This window comes from Microbacterium luteolum (genome assembly GCF_039533965.1).
GTDB classification, from domain to species: Bacteria; Actinomycetota; Actinomycetes; order Actinomycetales; family Microbacteriaceae; genus Microbacterium; species Microbacterium luteolum.
In genome coordinates, this window is sequence record NZ_BAAAUN010000001.1 from 1361443 (window position 1) to 1381652 (window position 20210).

Genomic DNA, 20210 nt, shown 5'->3' on the forward strand with positions numbered 1-20210 from the left:
GACGGATGACAGCGCGGACTCTCCGAGTCCGGCATCCGTTGCGAGAGAGGCGGCTCTAGATGAGCGGACGCACCGGGGTCGAGCCGAGAGCGTCGATCCGCACAGCGGCGATCGTGGTCATGATGTCCTCCTCAGGGGCTCGGCGGCGTCGCCCGGTCGGCGCGACAGCCCACCAGCCTATTGCTGTGAACCAGCTGGACGCAAGAGTCATTCCCGATTCGCGGTTCGACTCTCGGCAGACACCGTCAGTGGCGCCCGGTGCGCCCCAGTTCTGCCAGCAGAAGGCGCTTCAGGTTGAGGCCGAGCACGGCGAGGATGTCGTCCTCGCCCCATCCACGCCGCAGCAGCGCCTCGGTGACGAGCGGCAGCCCGGTCGGACCTTCGAGTCCCGGGATGTAGCAGTCGACCGGCACGCCTTCGACCAGCTCCTCCACACAGCACGGCGCCGTCGTGTCTTCGAGTACCTCGCGGACGAAGTCGGGGCCCATGCCGACATGCTCGATGCCGGCGACCGAGACGACGTGCTCGAGATGGTCGACGACCGTGTCGAGCGTGTGGGTGTCTGCGTGCAGGTAGGAGGCGAAGAAGTTGACGCAGACCACACCGCCGCCGGCCGCGATCCCGGCGATCTGCTCGTCGGTGAGGTTGCGATGGTGGTCGAACAGTGCTCGCGCCGAGGAATGGGACGCGATGACGGGGCGGGTGGCGAGCTCCAGCACATGATCGACGCCGGCGGCGCCGAGGTGGCTCACGTCGAAGATCATCCCCATCCGCTCCATCTCGGCGAAGGCGCGGATGCCGGGACGCGTGAGCCTGCTCCCCGCGGCATCCTCTCCGCTGCCGTCGGCGAACGCGCTGCGCCCGAAGTGGGCGACCGAGCCCACGCGCACGCCGAGGCGGTGCACGGTCTCGAGCAGCTCGACGTCTTCGGCGATACCCGGCATGCCCTCGAGTGCGAGCACGAGCGCGATGCGCCCTTCGGCGATCACACGTTCGATGTCGTCGCCTGTGACGCAGAGCGTCACGGCATCCGCGTTCCCCTCGGCGAGGCGGTGTGCGGCCTCGATCATCCGCAGCGTGCGTCGCAGGGCACCTTCGGGGCGATAGAACTCGTCGATGAAGACGGGGAGGATCTGGAGCTCGACACCGCCGGCCTGCAGCTGCGGAAGCCACTGCCTGCGGAAGAACGACGCCCACTCGTCCGACGGCCGAGTCGCGACCGCGCAGAGCAGGTCATTGTGCGCGTCGGCGACGAGAGCGCTGCGGTGCAGCGCGGCTGCTCGGTTATCGGTCATGCGCCCATCCTGCCGCCCCGGGCCGCCCGATCCGGGCATATCGCCCGAACGGCGCGAGAAGTAACGTGATCGTCACGCAGATCTCAGCGTGCGGAGGACTCTCGGGCCAGCAGGCTCTCCTTCACCGGGAGCCCCCATGCGAAGCCGCCGAGGGAGCCGTCGGTGCGCAGCACCCGGTGGCACGGCACGAACAGCGCCGGTGCGTTGCGCGCGCAGATGGATGCCGCGGCCCGCACGGCACGCGGGTTGCCCAATCGTGCCGCGAACGAGGTGTAGGTCAGGGGCTCCCCCGCGTCGATCGCTCGCAGCTCGGCCCAGCCGGCGAGCTGCAGCGCCGTTCCGGTCTGCTTCACGGCGACCGCGTCGATCGCGGAGAGGTCCCCCGCATAGTAGGCGAGGGCCGCAGCGGCGGCATCCGTCTCTCCCTCGCGGATCGCTTCAGGACGAGCGGAGGCTGCCAGCCGGTCGACGATCGCGTCGGCGTCGGCCGTCCAGCCGGACGAGAGCACGCGCTGCCGGTCGTCGACGAGGATCGTGAAGGCGCCGTCGGCGGTGTCGATGGTCTGGATGATGGCGGTCATGATGTCTCCTTCGAAGTGACGGTTCGGGTGATGCGCGCGGGGCGGACCGGTGCGGCTCGCCAGAGATGCGCGCTGAGGTAACTGCGCCAGGGGGCGGTGCGCTCCGCCCAGGCGATGAGGGGCTTGGGGTCGCCCGGAAGCCCGGATGCCGCCGCGCCGGCGCGCAGAGCGACGTCTCCCGGCAGCAGGATGTCGGGGTCGCCGAGCACGCGCATGCGCACGTAGTCGGCGGTCCACGGACCGATTCCCGGCATCGCGAGCAGGGCGGCGCGCTGTTCGGCGCCGTCGTCACCGACCGTGAGGCGCAGGGATCCGTCGGCGAGGGCCGCCGCGGCACCGGTGATGGCGCGGATCCGGGCCGCGGGGCCACGGAGCACCTCGGCGCCGCGCTCGGCGATCGCCGCCATCGTCGGGAAGAGCAGGCCGTTCTCCGTGCGCTCCCCCAGCGCCTCGGCGAGTCCGCTGAGCGCGGTGCGTGCGGCCACGACGGTGATCTGCTGGCCGATCATCGCGCGGATCAGCATCTCGTGCGGATCGGCGGATCCCGGCACCCGGATGCCGGGCGTGCGAGCGACGAGCGGGACCAGCTCGGGATGTGCGGCGAGGGCTTCGTCGATGGCGATCGGGTCGGCGTCGAGGTCGAAGATGCGGCGGACGGTCGCGACGAGCGGTGCGAGGTCGCCGAGCTGGGCGACGCGGGCCCGCAGATGCAGGCGCTCAGCGGCATCCTGACGCACCTCGAACCAGGCCGGCCCTCCGGCCATGCGCAGGTGTCGGGAGAAGGAGGTGGGTGTCGCCTCCTCGACCCCCGGCAGCGCGCGCGCCGTCATCCAGGCGAAGATGCCGCCGGCGTCGAGCGGGCCGCGGTACGGCAGCACGAGGTCGATCACGCCCGGCGCGACCTCGATGCCGGACGACCGGCGGCGCGCCCGCACTTCGCCCGGCGTGAGTCCGAACACCTCGCGGATCGTGTCGTTGCCCTGCCGGATGCTCGCGAAGCCCGCCGAGAACGCGACGTCGGAGATCGGCATGTCGGTGCCGACGAGCAGCATGCGAGCGGTGTGGGCCCGGTGCGCCCTGGCGAGCGCGAGGGGGCCCGCACCCAGCTCGGCGCTGAGAAGGCGCGTGAGATGGCGCGAGGAGTATCCGAGCCGTGCGGCGAGCCCCGGCACTCCCTCGCGCTCGATCACGCCGTCAGCGATCAGACGCATCGCCCTGGCCGCCGTGTCGCCGCGCACATTCCAGGCGGGCGAACCGGGAGCCGCCTCCGGCAGGCATCTCTTGCAGGCGCGGTACCCGGCTTCGTGGGCGGCCGCACTCGTCGGATAGAACGTGACGTTCTGCGGTTTCGGCGTGCGTGCGGGGCAGCTCGGCCGGCAGTAGATACCGGTCGAGCGCACCGCCGTCACGAACTGCCCGTCGAAGCGCGTGTCACGGGCGTTGATCGCCCGATAGCGTTCGTCGAAGTCGGTCAGGGGGAGGCTCATGCCCCCACTCTGTCACGACCCGCCGACATCGACTGGCGGGAATCGGACATCGCTGTGGATGCCCCGGATCAGTGGAAGAAGTGACGCTCTCCGGTGAAGAACATCGTCACGCCGGCCTTGCGCGCGGCGTCGACGACCTCCTCGTCGCGCACCGAGCCACCCGGCTGCACGATGGCCGTGACACCGGCATCGATGAGCACCTGGGCGCCGTCCGCGAACGGGAAGAACGCGTCGGATGCCGCGACCGATCCGGCTGCGCGATCTCCCGCACGCTCGACCGCCAGGCGGCACGAGTCGACCCGGTTGACCTGGCCCATGCCGACGCCGACCGTGGCGTTGTCCTTCGCGAGCACGATCGCGTTCGACTTCACGGCGCGGCAGGCCTTCCACGCGAAGATGAAGTTCACCATCTCCTCGTCGGTCGGACGCTCGCCCGAGACGAGCTCCCAGTTCTTCGCGACCGACACGATGTCGTCGGGGAAGCGGTCCGCGTCCTGCAGCAGCAGGCCGCCGGAGACCAGGCGCACGTCCATCCGCTCCTGCTGCCAGTCCTCCGGCAGCTGCAGCAGACGGAGGTTCTTCTTCGCCTTGAACACCTCGAGCGCCGCCGGCTCGAACGACGGCGCGACGATCACCTCGGTGAAGATGTCCTTCAGGTTCTCGGCCATCTTGAGGGTCACGGTGCCGTTGGCGGCGATCACGCCGCCGTACGCCGACACCGGGTCGCACTCGTGCGCGCGCAGGTGGGCGCTCGCGATCGGGTCGAGGGCGTTCGGTGCCGTCGTGGCGATGCCGCAGGGGTTCGCGTGCTTGATGATCGCGACGGCCGGCTTCACCATGTCGTAGGCGGCGCGCAGCGCGGCATCCGCGTCGACGTAGTTGTTGTAGGACATCTCCTTGCCCTGCAGCTGCATGGCCTGTGCGATGCCGTGGCCGCCGGCGCGCGTGTAGATCGCGGCGCGCTGGTGCGAGTTCTCGCCGTAGCGCAGGGTCGCGAGGCGCTCGGCCTGGATCGTCAGGTGCACCGGCAGATCGCCCGCCTCGGCGAGGGTGCCCTCGGCGAACCACTGCGCGACGGCCGTGTCGTAGGAGGCGGTGTGCGCGAAGGCCCGGGCGGCGAGTTCGCGGCGCTGGGACAGGGATGTCCCTCCTTCGCCGATCGCCGCGACGACCGCGGGGTACGACTGCGGCGAGACCACGATCGCGACGTTGGCGTGGTTCTTCGCCGCGGCGCGCACCATCGCGGGTCCGCCGATGTCGATCTGCTCGACGACGTCGTCGCCGACCGCGCCGGAGGCGACGGTCTCGACGAACGGGTAGAGGTTCACCACGACGAGCTCGAACGGGGCGATGTCGAGCTCGGACAGCTGGCGCTCGTGATCCTCGAGGCGGAGGTCGGCGAGCAGGCCGCCGTGGACCTTCGGGTGCAGCGTCTTCACGCGTCCGTCCAGCATCTCCGCGACGCCGGTGACGGCGGCGACGTCGGTGACCTCGAAGCCCGCGTCGCGGATCGTCGCTGCCGTCGATCCGGTCGAGACGATCTCCACCCCGGCCGCGGCCAGCGCTTCGGCGAGCACGAGCAGATCGGTCTTGTCGCTCACCGAGACGAGCGCGCGCCGGATCGGCACGGTGTCGCGGTCGCGGTAGAGCGAGGGGTCGTGGCGGGGGCCGGCCATGGTGGGCTCCTTCGTGCGTGAGGTGCGTCGGGTGGAAGCTGTCAGGGTGCGGGTGTCAGTGCGAGCTCGCCGGTGGCGATGGCGCGCACGACGTCGATGAGGAGTCGGCGTTCGACGGGTTTGATGCGTTCGTGCAGGCTGTGCTCGGTGTCACCGGGGAGGATCGGCACGCGCTCCTGTGCGAGGATCGGTCCGGTGTCGACGCCGTCGTCGACCACGATGACGCTCGCGCCGGTCTGCTCGACGCCGGCGGCGAGGGCGTCGCGCACGCCGTGGGCACCGGGGAACTCCGGGAGGAACGCGGGGTGGGTGTTGAGCAGTCGCGGCGAGTACTCGGCGACCAGCGCCGGCGGAAGCAGGCGCATGAGCCCGCTCAGCACCACCAGATCCGGACTCCACACGGCGAGCTGGCGGCCGAGCTCTTCGCCCCACGCCGCGCGGCTGTCGTGCTCGTGCCACGGAACGGTGAAGCTGGGGATGCCGAACTCCTCGGCGTGTGCCAGCCCGTCGGCTTCGCGGTCGGCACCGACCACGACGACCCTGGCGGGAAAATCGGGGTGACGAGCGGCCTCGAGGAGGGCGCGAAGGTTCGAGCCGGTGCCCGAGATGAGAACGGCGACCGTGAGCACGCGCCCAGTCTACCGGGGCGCAGGGCGTGCTCCCGCCCGGCATCCGTCGGCGTCGTCGTCGTCAGTCGAGACGGTCCGAGGGGTCGCGTTTCGGGATCACGAACCCACGGAGGTCGTCCAGCGGCGCCGTGTCGTCGAAGGAGGCGGGGCCGGGCGACCGTGCGGCATCGGATGCCGGCGCCGGGATGCCGTCGGCCTCTTCCACGAGGGGCTCGGCCGACATCTCGGCCAGCCACCGATCGGTGCGCTCCTCCGCCAGCTCGTCGCGATGACGCGGCGACAGCAGCAGGATCGCGGCGCCGAGGAGCGCTTCGCCGCCCAGCGCGAGGGCGAACGGAAGCGGCGACGGCCCGACCTCCGCCAAACGGCCGGGTCCCATCGATCCGGAGGCGAGCACGGCGGCGAGAGCCGCGACCCCGGCGGTGACCGCGCCGATGCCGAGTGCGATGACGGTCCGCTGCGACATGCCCAGCGGGGTTCCCTCCCACACCAGGCGGGAGCGGACCACCCAGCCCGCGAACGCACCGGCGGCGATGGGGACCAGCACGATGATCAGCATCCAGATCGAGCTGTTCTCCGGCAGCAGGCCGAAGACCGGGATGCCGGGCACCACGCCGAGCTGCGTGCCTGCCGGCGACACCGCGGTCCCGGCGCCGACCGCGAAGCCGGGTCCCGCGATCCACGACGCCACCCACACGATCAGCGTCGGCAGGTAGACGAGCTGTCCCAGCGTCATGACCGTCAGGCCGAGCACGTCGACGCGGGCCGCCTGGAACAGCGCGACGACCTCGCCTCCGCGCAGCGCGATCATCACGGCGAGCGCCGTCGCCGCAGCCCCCGTCACGGCCACGATGACGATGGCCGTGCCGCGCACGATCGCGGCAGGGACCGACGCCCAGTCCTCCCGGGCGTCGAGGGCGTCGTGGATGCGGTCCAGCAGGCCGCCGTCGCCCTCCTCCCAGGCGACGCGGACTCCGCCGCAGATCGCACCGACGAGGTACACCGCGGACGGAAGGAGGATCGCCAGGACCAAGGAGGTCCGCGCGGCCGCGAGTCCCGTGCTGAGGGCGACGCCGGTGGCGATCAGGGCGAACACGGCCGAGCCGGCGAGCGCGCCCAGGAGCCAGGCGCCGGCGTGCGCGGCGCGCGCTCCGGAGCGGGCGGCGAACAGCAGCGTGAACAGCAGGAATGCGAGCGGGGTGATCGAGACGGCGAAGCTCGCCGCTGCGGTCGGCAGGCCGAGCGCGACGATGAGCGTGTCGGGGATCGTCACGGCGAGCGGCACGCCGTGACCGAATTCCCACAGTGTGCCGGTGAGCGGCCAGAGCGCGCCCCAGTCCGCGGTGACGCCGAACGCGAGCGTCCAGAGCAGCGTCAACGGCGCCAGGAGCACGGCGAGGCCGACCGCGGCGGCGATGGCGGCGTCGAAGGCGGCGAGGAGCGCGACGAGGAGGCGTTGCATATCGAATCGAGACTACGACGACTTCCCGCTCACCTCCTGGGGGCGCGCGCTGGGCGGACGACACGATAGCGTCTTCTCCGGAGGTTCCCCCGATGACAACTGCCCCGTCCCCCGCGCCCACCGAGACCACCGAGCCCACGAGCGCTCTCGATCGCTTCTTCGAGATCAGCAAGCGAGGATCCACGGTCGGCACCGAGATCCGCGGCGGCCTGGTGACGTTCGTCACGATGGCCTACATCGTGATCCTGAACCCGATCATCCTGTCGGGCAAGCCCGACGTCGCGGGCGACATGCTCGCCTTCAACGCGGTGGGAGCCGCCACCGCCCTCACCGCCGGCGTGATGACGATCCTGTTCGGACTCGTCACGCGCCTGCCGTTCGGCTTCGCGGCAGGTCTCGGCATCAACGCCTTCGTGGCCTTCTCGGTGGTCGGCCAGGTCACCTGGCCCGAGGCGATGGCGCTGGTGATGATCAACGGTGTCATCATCGTGCTGCTCGCGGCCACCGGCCTGCGGAAGGCCATCTTCGACGCGGTGCCCTTCCAGCTGAAGATCGCCATCACGGTCGGCATCGGCCTGTTCATCGCGTTCATCGGCTTCGTCAACTCCGGCTTCGTCACCGCCACGGGATCGTCGTCTCCCCCGGTCGGCCTCGGCGTGAACGGCTCGGTCGCCACCGTGCCGAGCCTCCTCTTCGTGGTCACGCTCCTCCTCACCGGCATCCTCGTGGCGCTGCGGATCAAGGGCGGCATGCTGATCGGCCTCGTCGGCGGCACGGTGCTCGCCGTGATCGTCGAGGCCATCTGGCACATCGGTCCGCGCGGCTTCGACGACGAGGGCAACGTCGTCAACCCCGGCGGCTGGGGCCTGACCGTCCCGGCGCTGAACGGCTCACCCGTGAGCGTTCCCGACCTGAGCCTGGTGGGTGCGGTGGACTTCACCTTCGACTTCGGCAAGGTCAGCATCGTCGCGCTGGTCATGATCGTCTTCACGCTGCTCTTCACGAACTTCTTCGACGCCATGGGCACCATGACGGGGCTCGCGAAAGAGGCGAATCTCGCCGATGACAACGGCGATTTCCCGCGGATCAAGTCCGCCCTGATCGTCGAGGGCGTCGGCGCGATCGCGGGTGGCGCGACCTCGTCCTCGTCGAGCACGGTGTTCATCGAGTCGGGTGCCGGCATCGGCGAGGGGGCGCGCACCGGCCTCGCGAACGTCGTCACCGGCGTCGTCTTCCTGCTCGCGATGTTCCTGACTCCGCTGACGTCGATCGTCCCGACCGAGATCGCCGCTGCTGCGCTGATCATCGTCGGCGCGATGATGATGGCGCAGATCCGTCACATCGACTTCGCCGACTTCCGCGTGCTGCTGCCGGTCTTCCTCACGGTCTCGGTCATGCCGCTGACCTACTCGATCGCCAACGGCATCGGCGCAGGGTTCGTGAGCTGGGTGCTCATCCACGCGTTCTCGGGTAAGGCCAAGAGCATCAGCCCCCTGCTGTGGGTGGTCGGAGCGGGCTTCCTGATCTTCTTCGCGCGTGGCCCGATCGAAGCGCTGTTCGGCGTCGGGATCTGACGACCCCCACATCGCGAAGATGTGGGGGCTGCTCGCCTGACGGGAGGTCAGGCGAACGCCTCCGCGAACTCGGGCGAAGGCTCGATCGGCTCGATCACGTCGATCAGCACACCGCCGGGCGCCTCCACGATGAAGTGCCGCTGGCCGAAGGCCTCGTCGCGCAGCGGGAGGCGCTCGGGAAGGCCGCGCTCCCCCACCAGACGGGCATGCTCGGCGGCGGCGTCCGCGACCTCGACGTTCAGGAGCAGGCCCCGCACCGGCTCGCGGAAGCCCGGCGGGATGGTCTCGTGGTGACGGTCGAGGATCGCGAGCTCGCCGCCCTCGAAGCGCAGGCTCACGTACCAGTCGGCCTCGAAGGTCGTCTCGAAGCCGAGTTCCTCCCGGTAGAAGCCCGCGGCCCCGGCGACGTCGTCGACCATCAGCACCGGATAGAAGCTCGTGATGTCCATGCGGATCTCCTTTACATACTTTGTGTTTGTATCCGTGGGTCTAGGATACATACACACCGCACGTAAAGGAAACCCCATGCCTCGAGCATCCGCCGCCGATGCCGCCGCGACCGCCCGTCGCGTCCTCGATGTCGCGAGCGCCCATTTCGCCGAACACGGGTACGCGGCGGCATCCGTCGACGACATCGCCCGGGCCGCAGACGTCACGCGGGGCGCGGTCTACCACCACTACACGTCCAAGCCGCTCCTCTTCGCGGCCGTGGCCTCCGCGCAACAGCAGCTCGTCGCCGATGCGATCCTGGCGGCAACCGAGAACAGCACGCCGGATTCCGCGCTCCACGAGGGCAGCCACGCCTTCCTCGACGCGATCACCCGCGGGGCTGCTGCGCGCGTGCTGCTCGTCGACGGACCGGCCGTGCTGAGCTGGGAAGACTGGCGAAGGTTCGACGCCGACGGCCCCGCGGCCACGCTGCGAGAGGGGCTCACGGAGGCCGGCATCACGCCGGCGCTGCAGGACGCTCTGACCGCCGCGCTGTCGGGAGCCATGAACGAGCTGGCGCTCTGGCTCTCGGAACGGCAGACGGATGCCGCGGCCCGCGCCCAGGCGCACGACGCGCTCGACCTGCTGCTGGATGCCGTGGCTCCGCGCCCGCAGTAGGCGCCTCCGGGGCGTAAGTTCAACGGCCCCATCGAACTTCTGCGGCTTCCTGGGCGCTGCATGGCCGCAGAACGTGGGATCGGCCGCAGAAGCTCAGCCGCCCGGGCATGAAAGAAGGCCCCAGAGTGGAGTCCGGGGCCTTCCTTTCCAGCGTAACTCAGATCAGAGAGCTTCGACTACTTCGACTCGTCGCTGCGCTCCTCGCTCAGCAACCAGTCGGAGTCGCTTCGCGACTAGAGCGACTCGATCAGTGCACGCATCAGGTCGGCGGTCTCGGACGGCGTCTTGCCGACCTTGACTCCGGCGGCCTCGAGGGCCTCCTTCTTCGCCTGCGCGGTACCGGCCGAACCGGAGACGATCGCACCGGCGTGACCCATGGTCTTGCCCTCGGGAGCCGTGAAGCCGGCGACGTAGCCGACGACCGGCTTCGTGACGTTCGCCTTGATGTAGTCGGCCGCGCGCTCCTCGGCGTCGCCGCCGATCTCGCCGATCATGACGATCGCCTTGGTCTCGGGGTCGGCCTCGAACGCGGCGAGCGCGTCGATGTGCGTGGTGCCGATGACCGGGTCGCCGCCGATGCCGATGGCGGTCGAGAAGCCGAGGTCGCGCAGCTCGAACATCATCTGGTACGTCAGGGTGCCCGACTTCGACACGAGGCCGATCGGTCCCTTGCCGGTGATGTTCGCCGGCGTGATGCCGACGAGCGCCTCGCCCGGGGTGATGATGCCGGGGCAGTTCGGCCCGATGATGCGGGTCTTGTTGCCCTTGCTCTGCGTGTACGCCCACGCCTCGGCCGAGTCACCGACGGGCACGCCCTCGGTGATGACGACGAGCAGCGGGATCTCGGCGTCGATGGCCTCGATCATCGCGTCCTTCGTGAAGGCGCCGGGGACGAAGGCGATCGACACGTCGGCGCCGGTCTCCTTCATGGCCTCGGCGACCGAGGCGAAGACGGGCAGCTCGATGGCGCTGCCGTCCTTGTCGGTGTGCGCGACCGTGGTGCCGGCCTTGCGGGCGTTCACGCCGCCGACGACCTGGGTACCGGCCTTCAGCATGAGTGCCGTGTGCTTGGTGCCCTCGCCGCCGGTGATGCCCTGGACGATGACCTTGGAGTCCTTGTTGAGGTAGATCGACATTTCTTCAGTCCTTGTGTCTCAGCGCCGGGTCAGGCGTTGGCGAGCTCGGCGGCCTTGTCGGCGCCCTCGTCCATGGTGGCGGCCAGGGTGACGAGCGGGTGCGCGTACTCGGCGAGGATCGCGCGACCCTCGTCGACGCGGTTGCCGTCGAGACGCACGACGAGCGGCTTGGAGGCCGTGGCGCCCAGCGTCTCGAGGGCGCCCTTGATGCCGTTGGCCACGGCGTCGCACGCCGTGATGCCGCCGAAGACGTTGACGAACACGCTCTTCACCTGCGGGTCGCCGAGGATGACGTCGAGGCCGGCGGCCATGACCTCGGCCGAGGCGCCGCCCCCGATGTCGAGGAAGTTGGCCGGCTTCACGCCGTTGTGGTTCTCGCCCGCATAGGCGACCACGTCGAGCGTCGACATGACGAGTCCTGCGCCGTTGCCGATGATGCCGACCTCGCCGTCGAGCTTCACGTAGTTGAGACCGGATGCCTTGGCCTTGGCCTCGAGCGGGTCGGCCGCATCCTTGTCCTCGAGCGCCTCGTGCTCGGGGTGACGGATCTCGGAGGCGTTGTCGTCGAGCGTGACCTTGCCGTCGAGCGCGATGATGTCGCCCTCTTCGGTGCGGACCAGCGGGTTGACCTCGACGAGCGTCGCGTCCTCGCCCTTGTAGACGTCGAACAGCTTCACGAAGACGTCGGAGACCTTCTCGACGAGGTCCTCGGGGAAGTTCGCCGCGCGGGCGATCTCGACGGCCTTGTCCTTGTCGATGCCCGTGAGCGGGTTGACCTCGATGCGGGCCAGCGCCTCGGGGCGCTCGACGGCCAGCTCTTCGATCTCCATGCCGCCCTCGACCGAGCAGAGGCTCAGGTAGGAGCGGTTGGCGCGGTCGAGCAGCACGGAGAAGTAGAACTCCTCGGCGATGCGTGCGCCCTGCGCGACCATGACGCGCTTGACGACATGGCCCTTGATGTCGAGGCCGAGGATGGCCTTGGCCGCCTCGTATGCCTCGTCGGGGGTCTTGGCGACCTTGACGCCGCCGGCCTTTCCACGGCCGCCGGTCTTCACCTGAGCCTTGACGACGACCACGCCGCCGATCTTCTCGGCTGCCGCCCTCACCTCTTCCGGGGTGTCCGCGACGATGCCGGCGAGGACCGGCACTCCGTACTTCTCGAAAACGTCTCGTGCCTGGTACTCGTACAGATCCACTGTGGTTCCTTCACTGGGCTGCTGTCTGGTAATTCTCTCGATGTCGAGACATCGACCAGTCCCCCAGCCTACTACCTCTGCCGGGGAGCTCCCGCGGCGGCGGCCCTGCCCGCGCATCGCTCGATCCCACGGATCGCGCCCCCGATTGCGCAATCGTGCGGACGATCTAGGCTTTCGCTATGCGAGACTTCCCCGAACCGCGCGCCGCCGTCGTCGCCGCAGCCCTCGAGCTCTTCCAGGATCAGGGTTTCGACCAGACCTCGGTCGAGCAGATCGCGAAAGCGGCCGGAGTCTCGCGATCAACGTTCTTCCGGCAGTTCGGCGGCAAGGAGGATGTGGTCTTCGCCGACCACGAGGTTCTCCTGGGGCAGCTGAGGGAGTTCCTCGCGGAGGGGCACGAGGATCCGTGGGCGGCCGTGTGCGCGGCATCCGAATCCGTCTTCGCCCACTTCGCCCACGATCCCGAGCTCGCACGCCGCCGCTACCAGATCGTGCGCCAGGTGCCGGTGCTCCGCGAGCGGGAGATCATCACGGTCTTCCGCTACGAGCGGCTGTTCGACGACTACCTGCGGGGAGCCCTTCCCGGCGTCGATCCCCTCGACGCCGTCGGCTTCGCCGCCCTCGTGACAGCCGTGCACAACCACGTTCTGCGTCAGCTGCTCCGCGGCAAGAAGAAGGTGCCGCTGGCGACGCTGCAGACGGCGCTCGCCGATGTCCGGCGGCGCTACGGCGTGGGAGCGGATGCCGCGGCCGGGGCTCCCGACGATGTCGTCGTCGCGGTGTTCCCGCGCTCGATGCCGATCGCCGAGGTGACCAGAAGGCTGCGATCCGAACTGGACTGACGATCCTGGGTCGTGGGACCGAGTATCGAGGAGTACGATACTTGGTGCCACGAAGGAGTACCCATGAGCATCGAAGCCCCCTTCCCCGGCGAGCGCGTCTCGTCGTATGACATCACCGGGCGCCAGGACAGCGACTACTACGCCGTCTTCGCCGACATCCCCGCCGCCGACCGCGAGGCCTGGGATCGCGCGAAGGCCTACGTCGACGAGGTCGCCCCGCAGATGGCGGATGCCTGGGACCGCGCCGAGTACCCGCTCGACGCCGCCCGCCGTATGGGCGAGATGGACCTCGTCGTCGACGGCATCGACCACCCGTCGCTGACGCGCCTCTCCCCGCTGGCCGCAGGCCTCGTCAACATGGAGATCTCCCGCGGCGACGGATCGCTCGGCACGATCCTCGCCGTGCAGGGCGGCCTGGCGTTGCGCACGCTGGCGCTCTTCGGCTCCCCCGCCCAGCAGGAGAAGTGGCTCACGGCCCTCGCAGACGGCACGGTGCTCGGCTCCTTCGCCCTGACCGAACCCGACCACGGCTCCGACTCCGTCTCGCTCGAGACCGTCGCCCGCCGCGACGGCGAGGAGTGGGTCCTCCGCGGCGCGAAGAAGTGGATCGGCAACGGCGCCTCCGGAGGGATCACGTTCGTCTGGGCCCGCGTCGACGACGAGAGCGCTGACGAGCACGGGGCCGTGCGCTGCTTCCTCGTGGAGCAGGAGACCCCCGGCTACACCGGAACGGTCATCACAGGAAAGGCCTCGCTGCGGGCGATCCATCAGGCGCACATCCGGCTCGACGACGTGCGCATCCCCCTGGACGCCGTGCTCCCCGGAGCCGCGAGCTTCAAGGACGCGTCTACCGTGTTGTACGCGACCAGGTCGGGCGTCGCGTGGTCCGCGCTCGGCCATGCGACCGCCTGCTACGAGGCGTCGCTGGCCTACGCCAAGGCACGGGTGCAGTTCGGGAAGCCTCTGGCGAAGTTCCAGATGGTGCAGGAGCGCCTGACGCACATGCTCGAGGACCTCACGGCGATGCAGCTCTACTGCCGCCGCATGGCCGATCTCGAGAACGCCGGAGAGCTGCGTCCGACGCAGGCGTCGCTGGCGAAGTTCCACAACACGCGCGCTGCACGACGGGTGGCCTCGACCGCACGCGACCTGCTCGGCGGCAACGGCATCCTGCTCGAGAACGGCGTGATGCAGCACATGGCCGACATCGAGGCCATCCACACCTACGAGGGCACGGAGAGCGTGCAGGCGCTGCTGCTCGGACGCGACATCACCGGGATGAGCGCCTTCGCCTGATCAGCTGCAGCCGCGAGCTGTCCTGACGGATCATGCAGACGAGTCGGTCACGCCCGTCCCAGCTCGGCACCTGAGCGAACCCGCGCGATGCATAGAGACGCATGGCTCCGACACGCCAATCCCAGACGGACAGGCGCACGGCGCCGCCCGCTGTGGCCACGGCCGCGTCGAGAAGAGCGGATCCGATGCCGCGGCCCCGCGCGGCGGGTGCCGTCCAGAGCCGCTTGATCTCGGCCGCCTCGTCGAGCGGCGCCACGACGACGACCCCCAGCGTCTCATCGTCGACCTCGGCGAGGAGCACGTGGAAACCGGCATAGGCGGCGGCGGGGTCGTCGACCTCTGCGCGATAACGCTCGGGAAGGGCACCGTCGCCGTCCGGCCGGGGCGAGAGCCCCTCGCGGCGCTTCTCCTCCTCGGTCTGCCGGAGGTACGCACCGACAGCGGCGGAGACCACTGCGGCATCCGATCCGGAGAGGTCGGCCGACCGGATCATCGGGAGCAAGGCATCCACCGCCATCTCAGGCGCTCCCGATCAACTGCAGCCGCAGGCACCGGCCGGCGTCTTGACCATGAAGCACACGTCGCAGACGCCGTAGTCGCGATCGGCCACGGGTGTGGGCGCACGCTCCCCACGGGGTGCGGAGACGCGCGGCGTGGTGGTGCGCTTCGGCTTGGGCTGCGCGATCGGCATGAACTCGGTGGGGTGATTGACGTAGAAGTACGGCGCACGCCCCTCACTCGGCTGCAGACGCAGCGGAGCCGCACCGATGACGAGGCGATCGTCTTCGCTGAAGCCGTTCGTGTAGGTGCGGCCGATGTGGAGCGATGCCCCCTCGCCACGGCGGATCGCCTCGATGTAGCGACCGCGGTCGATGTAGGAGCTGATGCCGATCGCCTCGACGATCGCCGTGATGAACGCGTAGTTGGAGATGTCGATGCGATGTGCGCGCAGCGCTTCGTTGAGCGAACGGTATGGACGGGAGGTGCCTGCGGGGGTCGGCCCCTGTGCTTCTTTCATCACCTCCAGGATCGCACGTCTGAGCGCCGTCTTCGACCGCTTCCCTCCCGCTCGCGTGCGAGACTGGCGTGATGGCACGGGCGACGATCATCGGCGCAGGTCCCAACGGACTCGCCGCCGCCGTCGCGCTCGCACGCGCCGGCTACGACGTGCACGTGCTCGAAGCGTCCGACACGGTCGGCGGAGGCGTGCGGACGCAGGAGTCCACGCTCCCGGGATTCCGGCACGACGTGTGCTCCGCCGTGCATCCTGCGGCCGTCTCCTCCCCCTTCTTCCAGGCGTTCGGTCTCGCCGAGCGCATCGAGTGGATCCGCCCGGAGATCTCCTATGCTCACCCGCTCGACGGCGGGCGTGCGGCGATCGCCTGGCACGACGTCGCGCGCACGGCGGCCGGGCTGGGCGTCGACGGGCAGGCATGGCTGGCCCGCGTGCGGCCGCTGAGCACCCGTATCGAGGGTCTCATCGACTTCACCGAGAACCAGCTGCTGCGCGTCCCCCGCGACCCGCTCACCGCTGCGCGCTACGCGATCCGGATGCTGGATCAGGGCACTCCCCTGGCCGAGCGCGCTTTCCTCGGCGACGCGGCCGCCGCCCTGATGTCGGGGGTCGTCGCGCACGCGAACTCGCCGCAGCCGACGCTCGCGGGCGCCGCTGCCGGGCTGCTCCTCGCCGCCTTCGGCCACGCCGGCGGCTGGCCCTACCCGCGCGGCGGTGCACAGCAGATCGCGGATGCCCTGGTGGCCGACATCGAGACCCACGGCGGCGTGCTGGAGGCCGGAGTCCACGTCACGGACCTGCAGCGGCTCGACTGGGGCGACCCCGCGCGAGGCGACCTGCTCTTCCTGAACACCTCGCCCCGACTCGCCCTCACGCACCGCGACGTCCCGTCGGGGTACGCCAGGGCGATCTCGGGGTATCGCTACGGCGCGGCGGCGGCGAAGGTCGACTTCGCGCTCGACGGCCCGATCCCGTGGGCGAATCCGGATGTCCGGCAGGCACCGACCGTGCACCTGGGTGGGACGCGCGCCGAGATCTGGGCCAGCGAGAACGCCGTGGCCGCCGGACGGGTCAGCGAGCGGCCGTACGTGCTCGCTGTGCAGCCCTCGGTGCTCGATCCCTCTCGCGCGCCGGCGGGCAAAGCGGTGCTGTGGGCGTACATCCACGTGCCGAACGGTTCGGAGCTCGATCCCACCGAACTCATCACCGCGCAGGTCGAGCGCTTCGCCCCCGGCTTCCGCGACCTGATCCTCGCGCACCACGCCGTGCCGGCATCCTCACGGGACGCCATCAACCCGGCGGAGATCGGCGGAGACATCTCTGGGGGCGTCTTCGACATCCGGCAGGCGCTGCGTCGGCCGACGCTGTCCCCGGCGCCATGGCGGACGCCGATGCGCGGGGTCTACCTGGCCTCGGCGTCGACCCCGCCCGGCCCCGCGGTCAACGGCATGGCCGGTTGGCACGCCGCGCGCACCGCCCTGCGCGACGCGGGGACCCCCGCGGAGCTCGGCGACCTGTTCGCCTGAGCCGGTCCCCCTTCCCCCGCACGGTACCCGCGGCCAGGATGGGACCATGCGCTACGACATCCCCTCCCCGATGCTCGCGAAGGCCGTTCCGGCGGTGCCCGACCCGGCGAAGACGCCCGGTGGACTGCTGTACGAGCCGAAATGGGACGGTTTCCGCGGACTCATCGCGTGGGACGGCGAGACGGTCGAGATCGGTTCCCGCGGCGCGAAGCCGCTCACCCGGTACTTCCCGGAGCTCGTGGAGGCGATCCCGGAGCTGCTTCCCGGACCGTGCCTGCTCGACGGCGAGATCGTCGTCGCCACCGGACCGCAGGGCGCCCAGCGCCTGGACTGGGAGGCGTTGAGCCAGCGCATCCACCCCGCGGCCTCCCGCGTCGCCAAACTCGCCGTGGAGACACCCGCCATGTTCATCGCGTTCGATCTGCTCGCGTACGGCGAAGACGACCTGCTCGGGCAGTCGTTCGAGACCCGCCGCGCCCGCCTCGAGACCGTGATGGACGCCGTCGACCATCCCCTGCACATCACGCGCACCACCCGCGACCGCGACGCCGCCGTCCGCTGGCTCGCCGAGTTCGAAGGGGCGGGACTCGACGGCGTCGTCGCCAAGCCCCTCGACCAGCCCTACGCCCCCGGCAAGCGCACGCTCTTCAAGATCAAGCACGCGCGCACCGCCGATGTGGTCGCCCTCGGCTACCGGATCCACAAGTCCGGCTCTGGCGTCGGCTCGCTGCTCGTGGGGCTCTACGACGACGACGGCACGCTGCGGCAGGTCGGCGGCGTCGCCGCGTGGAGCGACGCGCGTCGCCAGGAGCTGGTCGAGGAGCTCGCACCCCTCGTCGAGCGCGACGACAGCGGCGACGCGGTCACCGGAGAGGGCGAGCGGTCGCGGTTCAGCGGCTCGAAGGACGTGTCGTTCGTGCGGCTGCGCCCCGAGCGCGTGCTCGAGGTGCGCTACGACCAGCTCGAGGGTGCGCGCTTCCGCCACACCGTGCAGTTCGAGCGCTGGCGTCCCGACCGCGATGCCCGCTCCTGCACCTACGACCAGCTCGACACGGTGGCCGGCTACGACCTCGCCGACGTGCTGTCCTGAACCGCGTCAGTCGTCGATCGGATTCCCCTCGGCATCCCAGTTGCCGGCGACCTTCTTGCTCGGCTGCACGCGCGGCGGCTCCCCCGGCATCTTCGGGAACTCGGGCGGGAACGACAGCTCGCCGAGACCGTTCTCCTTGTCGCGCTCCCACCACTCGAGCAGGGTGTCGATGCGACCCGGCGAGGCCTGCATGTCCGCCCACGGATCGCCGATCTCCGCCAGCCGCTGCGGGATGCTGCGCACCGTGAAGACGGTCGGGTCGAGCCCGTCGAGCTCCTCCCACAGCACGGGCGTCGAGACCGTCGCGCCCGGGAGGGCACGCGGGCTGTAGGCGCCGGCCATCGTGCGGTCGCGGTTGGCCTGGTTGAAGTCGACGAAGATGCGCTCCCCGCGCTCCTCCTTCCACCAGTTCATGGTCACCTGCTCCGGCATCCGGCGCTCCAGCTCCCGCCCGGCGGCGATCACGGCGTGACGCACGTCGAGGAACTCATGCGTCGGCTCGATGGGGGCGAAGATGTGCAGACCGCGGTTGCCGCTGGTCTTGGCGAACGCGTCGAGGCCGGCCTCCCGAAGCACCTCGCGCAGCGTGTGCGCGGCGGTGACGGCATCCGCGAAGTCCGTTCCCGGCTGCGGGTCCAGGTCGATGCGCAGCTCGACCGGGTTGTCCGGATCCGTCGCCAGCGATGCCCAGGGGTGGAACACGATCGTGTTCATCTGGACGGCCCAGACGATCGCGCTCGTGCGGTTCAGCACGATCTGCGGATGCTGACGACCGCTGTTGTACGTCATCATCTCGGCGTCGACGAAGTCGGGAGTGCCCTTGGGTGGGTTCTTCGAGAAGAATCCCTCCTTCCGCGGCTTTCCCGCGGCTTCGATGCCATCACGGAAGCGCTCGAGGGACACGGCCCTGTTGCCGTTCGCGTTGAGGAACGGGGTCGACACCAGCTGCACGTACTCGGCGAGCTCCGCCTTGGTGATGCCGAGGTCCGGCCAGACCACACGGTTCGGGCTGGAGAGCGCGACCTCGCGCTCTCCGTCGGGGTCGACGACGGTCAGGGTCACACGTTCGGAGGCCATGCTCCGACCCTAGGGTGCCGACGGATTCCGGGGAAGACCGCGCTCAGTCGCCGAGATCGACCGCGAGCACCAGGACCGGCGCGAGCGCATCGCGCTCGACGACGATCGACGGCCCCGCGGTGTCGACGATCACGCCGGCCATCTCGTCGTGGCTCGAGAGCACCTTGGCGAGCTGCTCCGGCTCGAACGGGAGTGGCCGATCGCCGCGGCCGAGGGCGATGACCTCGAGCGGGTGCGAGAAGAGCTGCAGGAACCGTCGGCCATCGGTGGTCTGCGCCTCGGCGATGCCGACCTGACCGCTGCCGTTGCCGTCGTTCACAGCCACCCACATGCGCTTCGATGCGAGCGCCTCCCCCACCTTCACGGCGGAATCCTGTTCCCGCGGGGCGGCGAGCAGCGACTTGACCGCCATGTCGACGTCGGCCTGATCGAGCGTCTTCTGGAGCAGCTCGGTCGGGAACACGACGCGGTGCGGCGCGGAAGCGTTGTCGACGATGAGGCCGGCGAAGTCTCCCGACACCACCTGCTGCAGCACGGAGGTGACCGGCTGCGCGACCGCGGAGGTCGCCGTGGGATCGTCTTCCAACTGCACCGAGTCGCGGACGGCGGCCGCAGAGCTGAACGCGAGCATGAACTGACGCTCGCCGTCGCGGACGACCGCGACCGCCAGCGGCGTGCCCTCGCTGATCTGCGTGCGCGCGTCGCCGATCACGCGGATGTACAGGTGCCCCTGCAAGGCCTGGCGCATGACGCCGAGCAGCTGCTCGTTCGTCGCGCCGGCCTCGACCTCCTTGAGGGCCTCGCGGAGCAGGACGTTGTCCTTCATCCCGGCGATGGTCTCGGTCTGCTCCGGCGGCAGGCTGGGCGCCAGCGGGAGCCTGCGGTCCTGCGGGATCGCGAGCTTCGGAGCGGGCTGCGCCGCCGACGACTGCGAGCCCGGAAGAGCGGACGGGCTCGACGGACGAGGGGCGGATGCCGCTGTCCCGGGCGCCGTGTCGGCGTCGGGCAGGGAGACCTCGGGGCCGGCTTCCTCTCCGACTCCGCGGAACGCCTGGACGGAGATGCCGATCGTGGGCGCTGCGGCCACCGGTTCGGCGACGGCCGTCTCGGCGTCATCGTCGGCGCGAGCGCTCGATTCGGTCTCGGGGGCGTCTGCTGCCGGGGCGACGGCGTCGTCGCTGGACTTCTTGCGGCGGGAGAAGAGGGCCATATGAGCCAGCC

At 70.2% G+C, this 20210-nt stretch carries 20 protein-coding genes; 6 read left to right on the forward strand and 14 right to left on the reverse strand.

The annotated features are described in order from the left end of the window. Positions 1 to 55: 55 nt before the first annotated feature. From ABD648_RS06625 to ABD648_RS06655, 7 genes are all read right to left on the reverse strand, one after another. The gene (locus ABD648_RS06625; RefSeq protein ID WP_282214180.1) at positions 56 to 211 is read right to left on the reverse strand and encodes a hypothetical protein; all 156 of its coding nucleotides are present in this window, start codon (positions 209 to 211) and stop codon (positions 56 to 58) included. 34 nt (positions 212 to 245) lie between these two features. After that, complete coding sequence (locus ABD648_RS06630; protein ID WP_282214181.1) at positions 246 to 1295, reverse strand: dipeptidase; 1050 nt, start codon at positions 1293 to 1295, stop codon at positions 246 to 248. An 83-nt stretch (positions 1296 to 1378) separates the two neighbouring features. After that, positions 1379 to 1876, reverse strand: coding sequence for a methylated-DNA--[protein]-cysteine S-methyltransferase (locus ABD648_RS06635; RefSeq protein WP_282214182.1), 498 nt, complete (start codon positions 1874 to 1876; stop codon positions 1379 to 1381). Beyond that, positions 1873 to 3363, reverse strand: coding sequence for an AlkA N-terminal domain-containing protein (locus ABD648_RS06640; RefSeq protein WP_282214183.1), 1491 nt, complete (start codon positions 3361 to 3363; stop codon positions 1873 to 1875). Before ABD648_RS06640 ends, ABD648_RS06635 begins: the two co-directional genes overlap by 4 nt. Positions 3364 to 3431: 68 nt before the next feature. Beyond that, a complete protein-coding gene (gene purH / locus ABD648_RS06645) occupies positions 3432 to 5039 on the reverse strand; it encodes a bifunctional phosphoribosylaminoimidazolecarboxamide formyltransferase/IMP cyclohydrolase (protein ID WP_282214184.1) in 1608 nt (535 codons plus the stop codon). Positions 5040 to 5080: 41 nt separating this feature from the next. After that, a complete protein-coding gene (gene purN / locus ABD648_RS06650; protein WP_282214185.1) occupies positions 5081 to 5668 on the reverse strand; it encodes a phosphoribosylglycinamide formyltransferase in 588 nt (195 codons plus the stop codon). 61 nt (positions 5669 to 5729) lie between these two features. Further along, positions 5730 to 7130, reverse strand: coding sequence for a cell division protein PerM (locus tag ABD648_RS06655; RefSeq protein WP_282214186.1), 1401 nt, complete (start codon positions 7128 to 7130; stop codon positions 5730 to 5732). 92 nt (positions 7131 to 7222) lie between these two features. Here ABD648_RS06655 and ABD648_RS06660 point away from each other — a divergent pair, with 92 nt between their 5' ends. Continuing rightward, a complete protein-coding gene (locus ABD648_RS06660; protein WP_282214187.1) occupies positions 7223 to 8704 on the forward strand; it encodes an NCS2 family permease in 1482 nt (493 codons plus the stop codon). Between the two features lie 47 nt (positions 8705 to 8751). On the opposite strand, the gene ABD648_RS06665 is transcribed toward ABD648_RS06660, so the two are convergent. After that, positions 8752 to 9153: a VOC family protein gene (locus ABD648_RS06665; protein WP_282214188.1), complete on the reverse strand. Its 402-nt coding sequence runs from the start codon at positions 9151 to 9153 to the stop codon at positions 8752 to 8754. Positions 9154 to 9229: 76 nt separating this feature from the next. Between ABD648_RS06665 and ABD648_RS06670 the strand changes: the two genes are divergently transcribed. Further along, positions 9230 to 9811, forward strand: coding sequence for a TetR/AcrR family transcriptional regulator (locus ABD648_RS06670; protein WP_282214189.1), 582 nt, complete (start codon positions 9230 to 9232; stop codon positions 9809 to 9811). A gap of 233 nt (positions 9812 to 10044) precedes the next feature. Here ABD648_RS06670 and sucD read toward each other — a convergent pair whose 3' ends face one another. Next, a complete protein-coding gene (gene sucD / locus ABD648_RS06675) occupies positions 10045 to 10947 on the reverse strand; it encodes a succinate--CoA ligase subunit alpha (protein WP_282214190.1) in 903 nt (300 codons plus the stop codon). A gap of 29 nt (positions 10948 to 10976) precedes the next feature. Beyond that, the gene (gene sucC / locus ABD648_RS06680; RefSeq protein WP_282214191.1) at positions 10977 to 12143 is read right to left on the reverse strand and encodes an ADP-forming succinate--CoA ligase subunit beta; all 1167 of its coding nucleotides are present in this window, start codon (positions 12141 to 12143) and stop codon (positions 10977 to 10979) included. Positions 12144 to 12322: 179 nt separating this feature from the next. Between sucC and ABD648_RS06685 the strand changes: the two genes are divergently transcribed. Both ABD648_RS06685 and ABD648_RS06690 read left to right on the forward strand, forming a co-directional pair. After that, positions 12323 to 12985 carry a TetR/AcrR family transcriptional regulator gene (locus ABD648_RS06685; protein WP_282214192.1) on the forward strand — a complete coding sequence of 221 codons (663 nt, stop codon included), beginning with the start codon at positions 12323 to 12325 and terminating at the stop codon, positions 12983 to 12985. A 63-nt stretch (positions 12986 to 13048) separates the two neighbouring features. Continuing rightward, the gene (locus tag ABD648_RS06690) at positions 13049 to 14281 is read left to right on the forward strand and encodes an acyl-CoA dehydrogenase family protein (protein ID WP_282214193.1); all 1233 of its coding nucleotides are present in this window, start codon (positions 13049 to 13051) and stop codon (positions 14279 to 14281) included. Here the strand turns inward: ABD648_RS06690 and ABD648_RS06695 are convergent. Together ABD648_RS06695 and ABD648_RS06700 are read right to left on the reverse strand one after the other, a co-directional pair. After that, positions 14256 to 14792 (reverse strand): GNAT family N-acetyltransferase, encoded by a 537-nt coding sequence (locus ABD648_RS06695; RefSeq protein ID WP_282214194.1) that lies wholly within the window; start codon positions 14790 to 14792, stop codon positions 14256 to 14258. The genes ABD648_RS06690 and ABD648_RS06695 overlap by 26 nt on opposite strands. A gap of 21 nt (positions 14793 to 14813) precedes the next feature. After that, positions 14814 to 15299, reverse strand: a complete 486-nt coding sequence (locus ABD648_RS06700; RefSeq protein ID WP_282214195.1) for a hypothetical protein — start codon at positions 15297 to 15299, stop codon at positions 14814 to 14816. Between the two features lie 71 nt (positions 15300 to 15370). Between ABD648_RS06700 and ABD648_RS06705 the strand changes: the two genes are divergently transcribed. After that, a complete protein-coding gene (locus tag ABD648_RS06705) occupies positions 15371 to 16822 on the forward strand; it encodes a phytoene desaturase family protein (RefSeq protein ID WP_282214196.1) in 1452 nt (483 codons plus the stop codon). Between the two features lie 46 nt (positions 16823 to 16868). Then, positions 16869 to 17912: an ATP-dependent DNA ligase gene (locus ABD648_RS06710; protein WP_282214197.1), complete on the forward strand. Its 1044-nt coding sequence runs from the start codon at positions 16869 to 16871 to the stop codon at positions 17910 to 17912. Positions 17913 to 17918: 6 nt separating this feature from the next. On the opposite strand, the gene ligD is transcribed toward ABD648_RS06710, so the two are convergent. Continuing rightward, a complete protein-coding gene (gene ligD / locus ABD648_RS06715; protein ID WP_282214198.1) occupies positions 17919 to 18989 on the reverse strand; it encodes a non-homologous end-joining DNA ligase in 1071 nt (356 codons plus the stop codon). Between the two features lie 43 nt (positions 18990 to 19032). Beyond that, complete coding sequence (locus ABD648_RS06720; protein WP_282214199.1) at positions 19033 to 20199, reverse strand: SseB family protein; 1167 nt, start codon at positions 20197 to 20199, stop codon at positions 19033 to 19035. Between the last annotated feature and the right edge of the window lie 11 nt (positions 20200 to 20210).

Excerpts from the sequence above, each read along its gene's own strand:
- sucD (WP_282214190.1), bottom strand. The coding sequence starts at position 10,947 with ATGTCGATCTACCTCAACAAGGACTCCAAGGTCATCGTCCAGGGCATC.
- purH (WP_282214184.1), bottom strand. The coding sequence starts at position 5,039 with ATGGCCGGCCCCCGCCACGACCCCTCGCTCTACCGCGACCGCGACACC.
- ABD648_RS06640 (WP_282214183.1), bottom strand. The coding sequence starts at position 3,363 with ATGAGCCTCCCCCTGACCGACTTCGACGAACGCTATCGGGCGATCAAC.
- ABD648_RS06700 (WP_282214195.1), bottom strand. The coding sequence starts at position 15,299 with ATGAAAGAAGCACAGGGGCCGACCCCCGCAGGCACCTCCCGTCCATAC.
- ABD648_RS06720 (WP_282214199.1), bottom strand. The coding sequence starts at position 20,199 with ATGGCCCTCTTCTCCCGCCGCAAGAAGTCCAGCGACGACGCCGTCGCC.
- ABD648_RS06625 (WP_282214180.1), bottom strand. The coding sequence starts at position 211 with ATGACTCTTGCGTCCAGCTGGTTCACAGCAATAGGCTGGTGGGCTGTC.
- ABD648_RS06630 (WP_282214181.1), bottom strand. The coding sequence starts at position 1,295 with ATGACCGATAACCGAGCAGCCGCGCTGCACCGCAGCGCTCTCGTCGCC.
- ABD648_RS06705 (WP_282214196.1), top strand. The coding sequence starts at position 15,371 with ATGGCACGGGCGACGATCATCGGCGCAGGTCCCAACGGACTCGCCGCC.
- ABD648_RS06655 (WP_282214186.1), bottom strand. The coding sequence starts at position 7,130 with ATGCAACGCCTCCTCGTCGCGCTCCTCGCCGCCTTCGACGCCGCCATC.
- ligD (WP_282214198.1), bottom strand. The coding sequence starts at position 18,989 with ATGGCCTCCGAACGTGTGACCCTGACCGTCGTCGACCCCGACGGAGAG.
- ABD648_RS06635 (WP_282214182.1), bottom strand. The coding sequence starts at position 1,876 with ATGACCGCCATCATCCAGACCATCGACACCGCCGACGGCGCCTTCACG.
- ABD648_RS06660 (WP_282214187.1), top strand. The coding sequence starts at position 7,223 with ATGACAACTGCCCCGTCCCCCGCGCCCACCGAGACCACCGAGCCCACG.
- ABD648_RS06685 (WP_282214192.1), top strand. The coding sequence starts at position 12,323 with ATGCGAGACTTCCCCGAACCGCGCGCCGCCGTCGTCGCCGCAGCCCTC.
- ABD648_RS06690 (WP_282214193.1), top strand. The coding sequence starts at position 13,049 with ATGAGCATCGAAGCCCCCTTCCCCGGCGAGCGCGTCTCGTCGTATGAC.
- ABD648_RS06710 (WP_282214197.1), top strand. The coding sequence starts at position 16,869 with ATGCGCTACGACATCCCCTCCCCGATGCTCGCGAAGGCCGTTCCGGCG.
- ABD648_RS06665 (WP_282214188.1), bottom strand. The coding sequence starts at position 9,153 with ATGGACATCACGAGCTTCTATCCGGTGCTGATGGTCGACGACGTCGCC.
- ABD648_RS06670 (WP_282214189.1), top strand. The coding sequence starts at position 9,230 with ATGCCTCGAGCATCCGCCGCCGATGCCGCCGCGACCGCCCGTCGCGTC.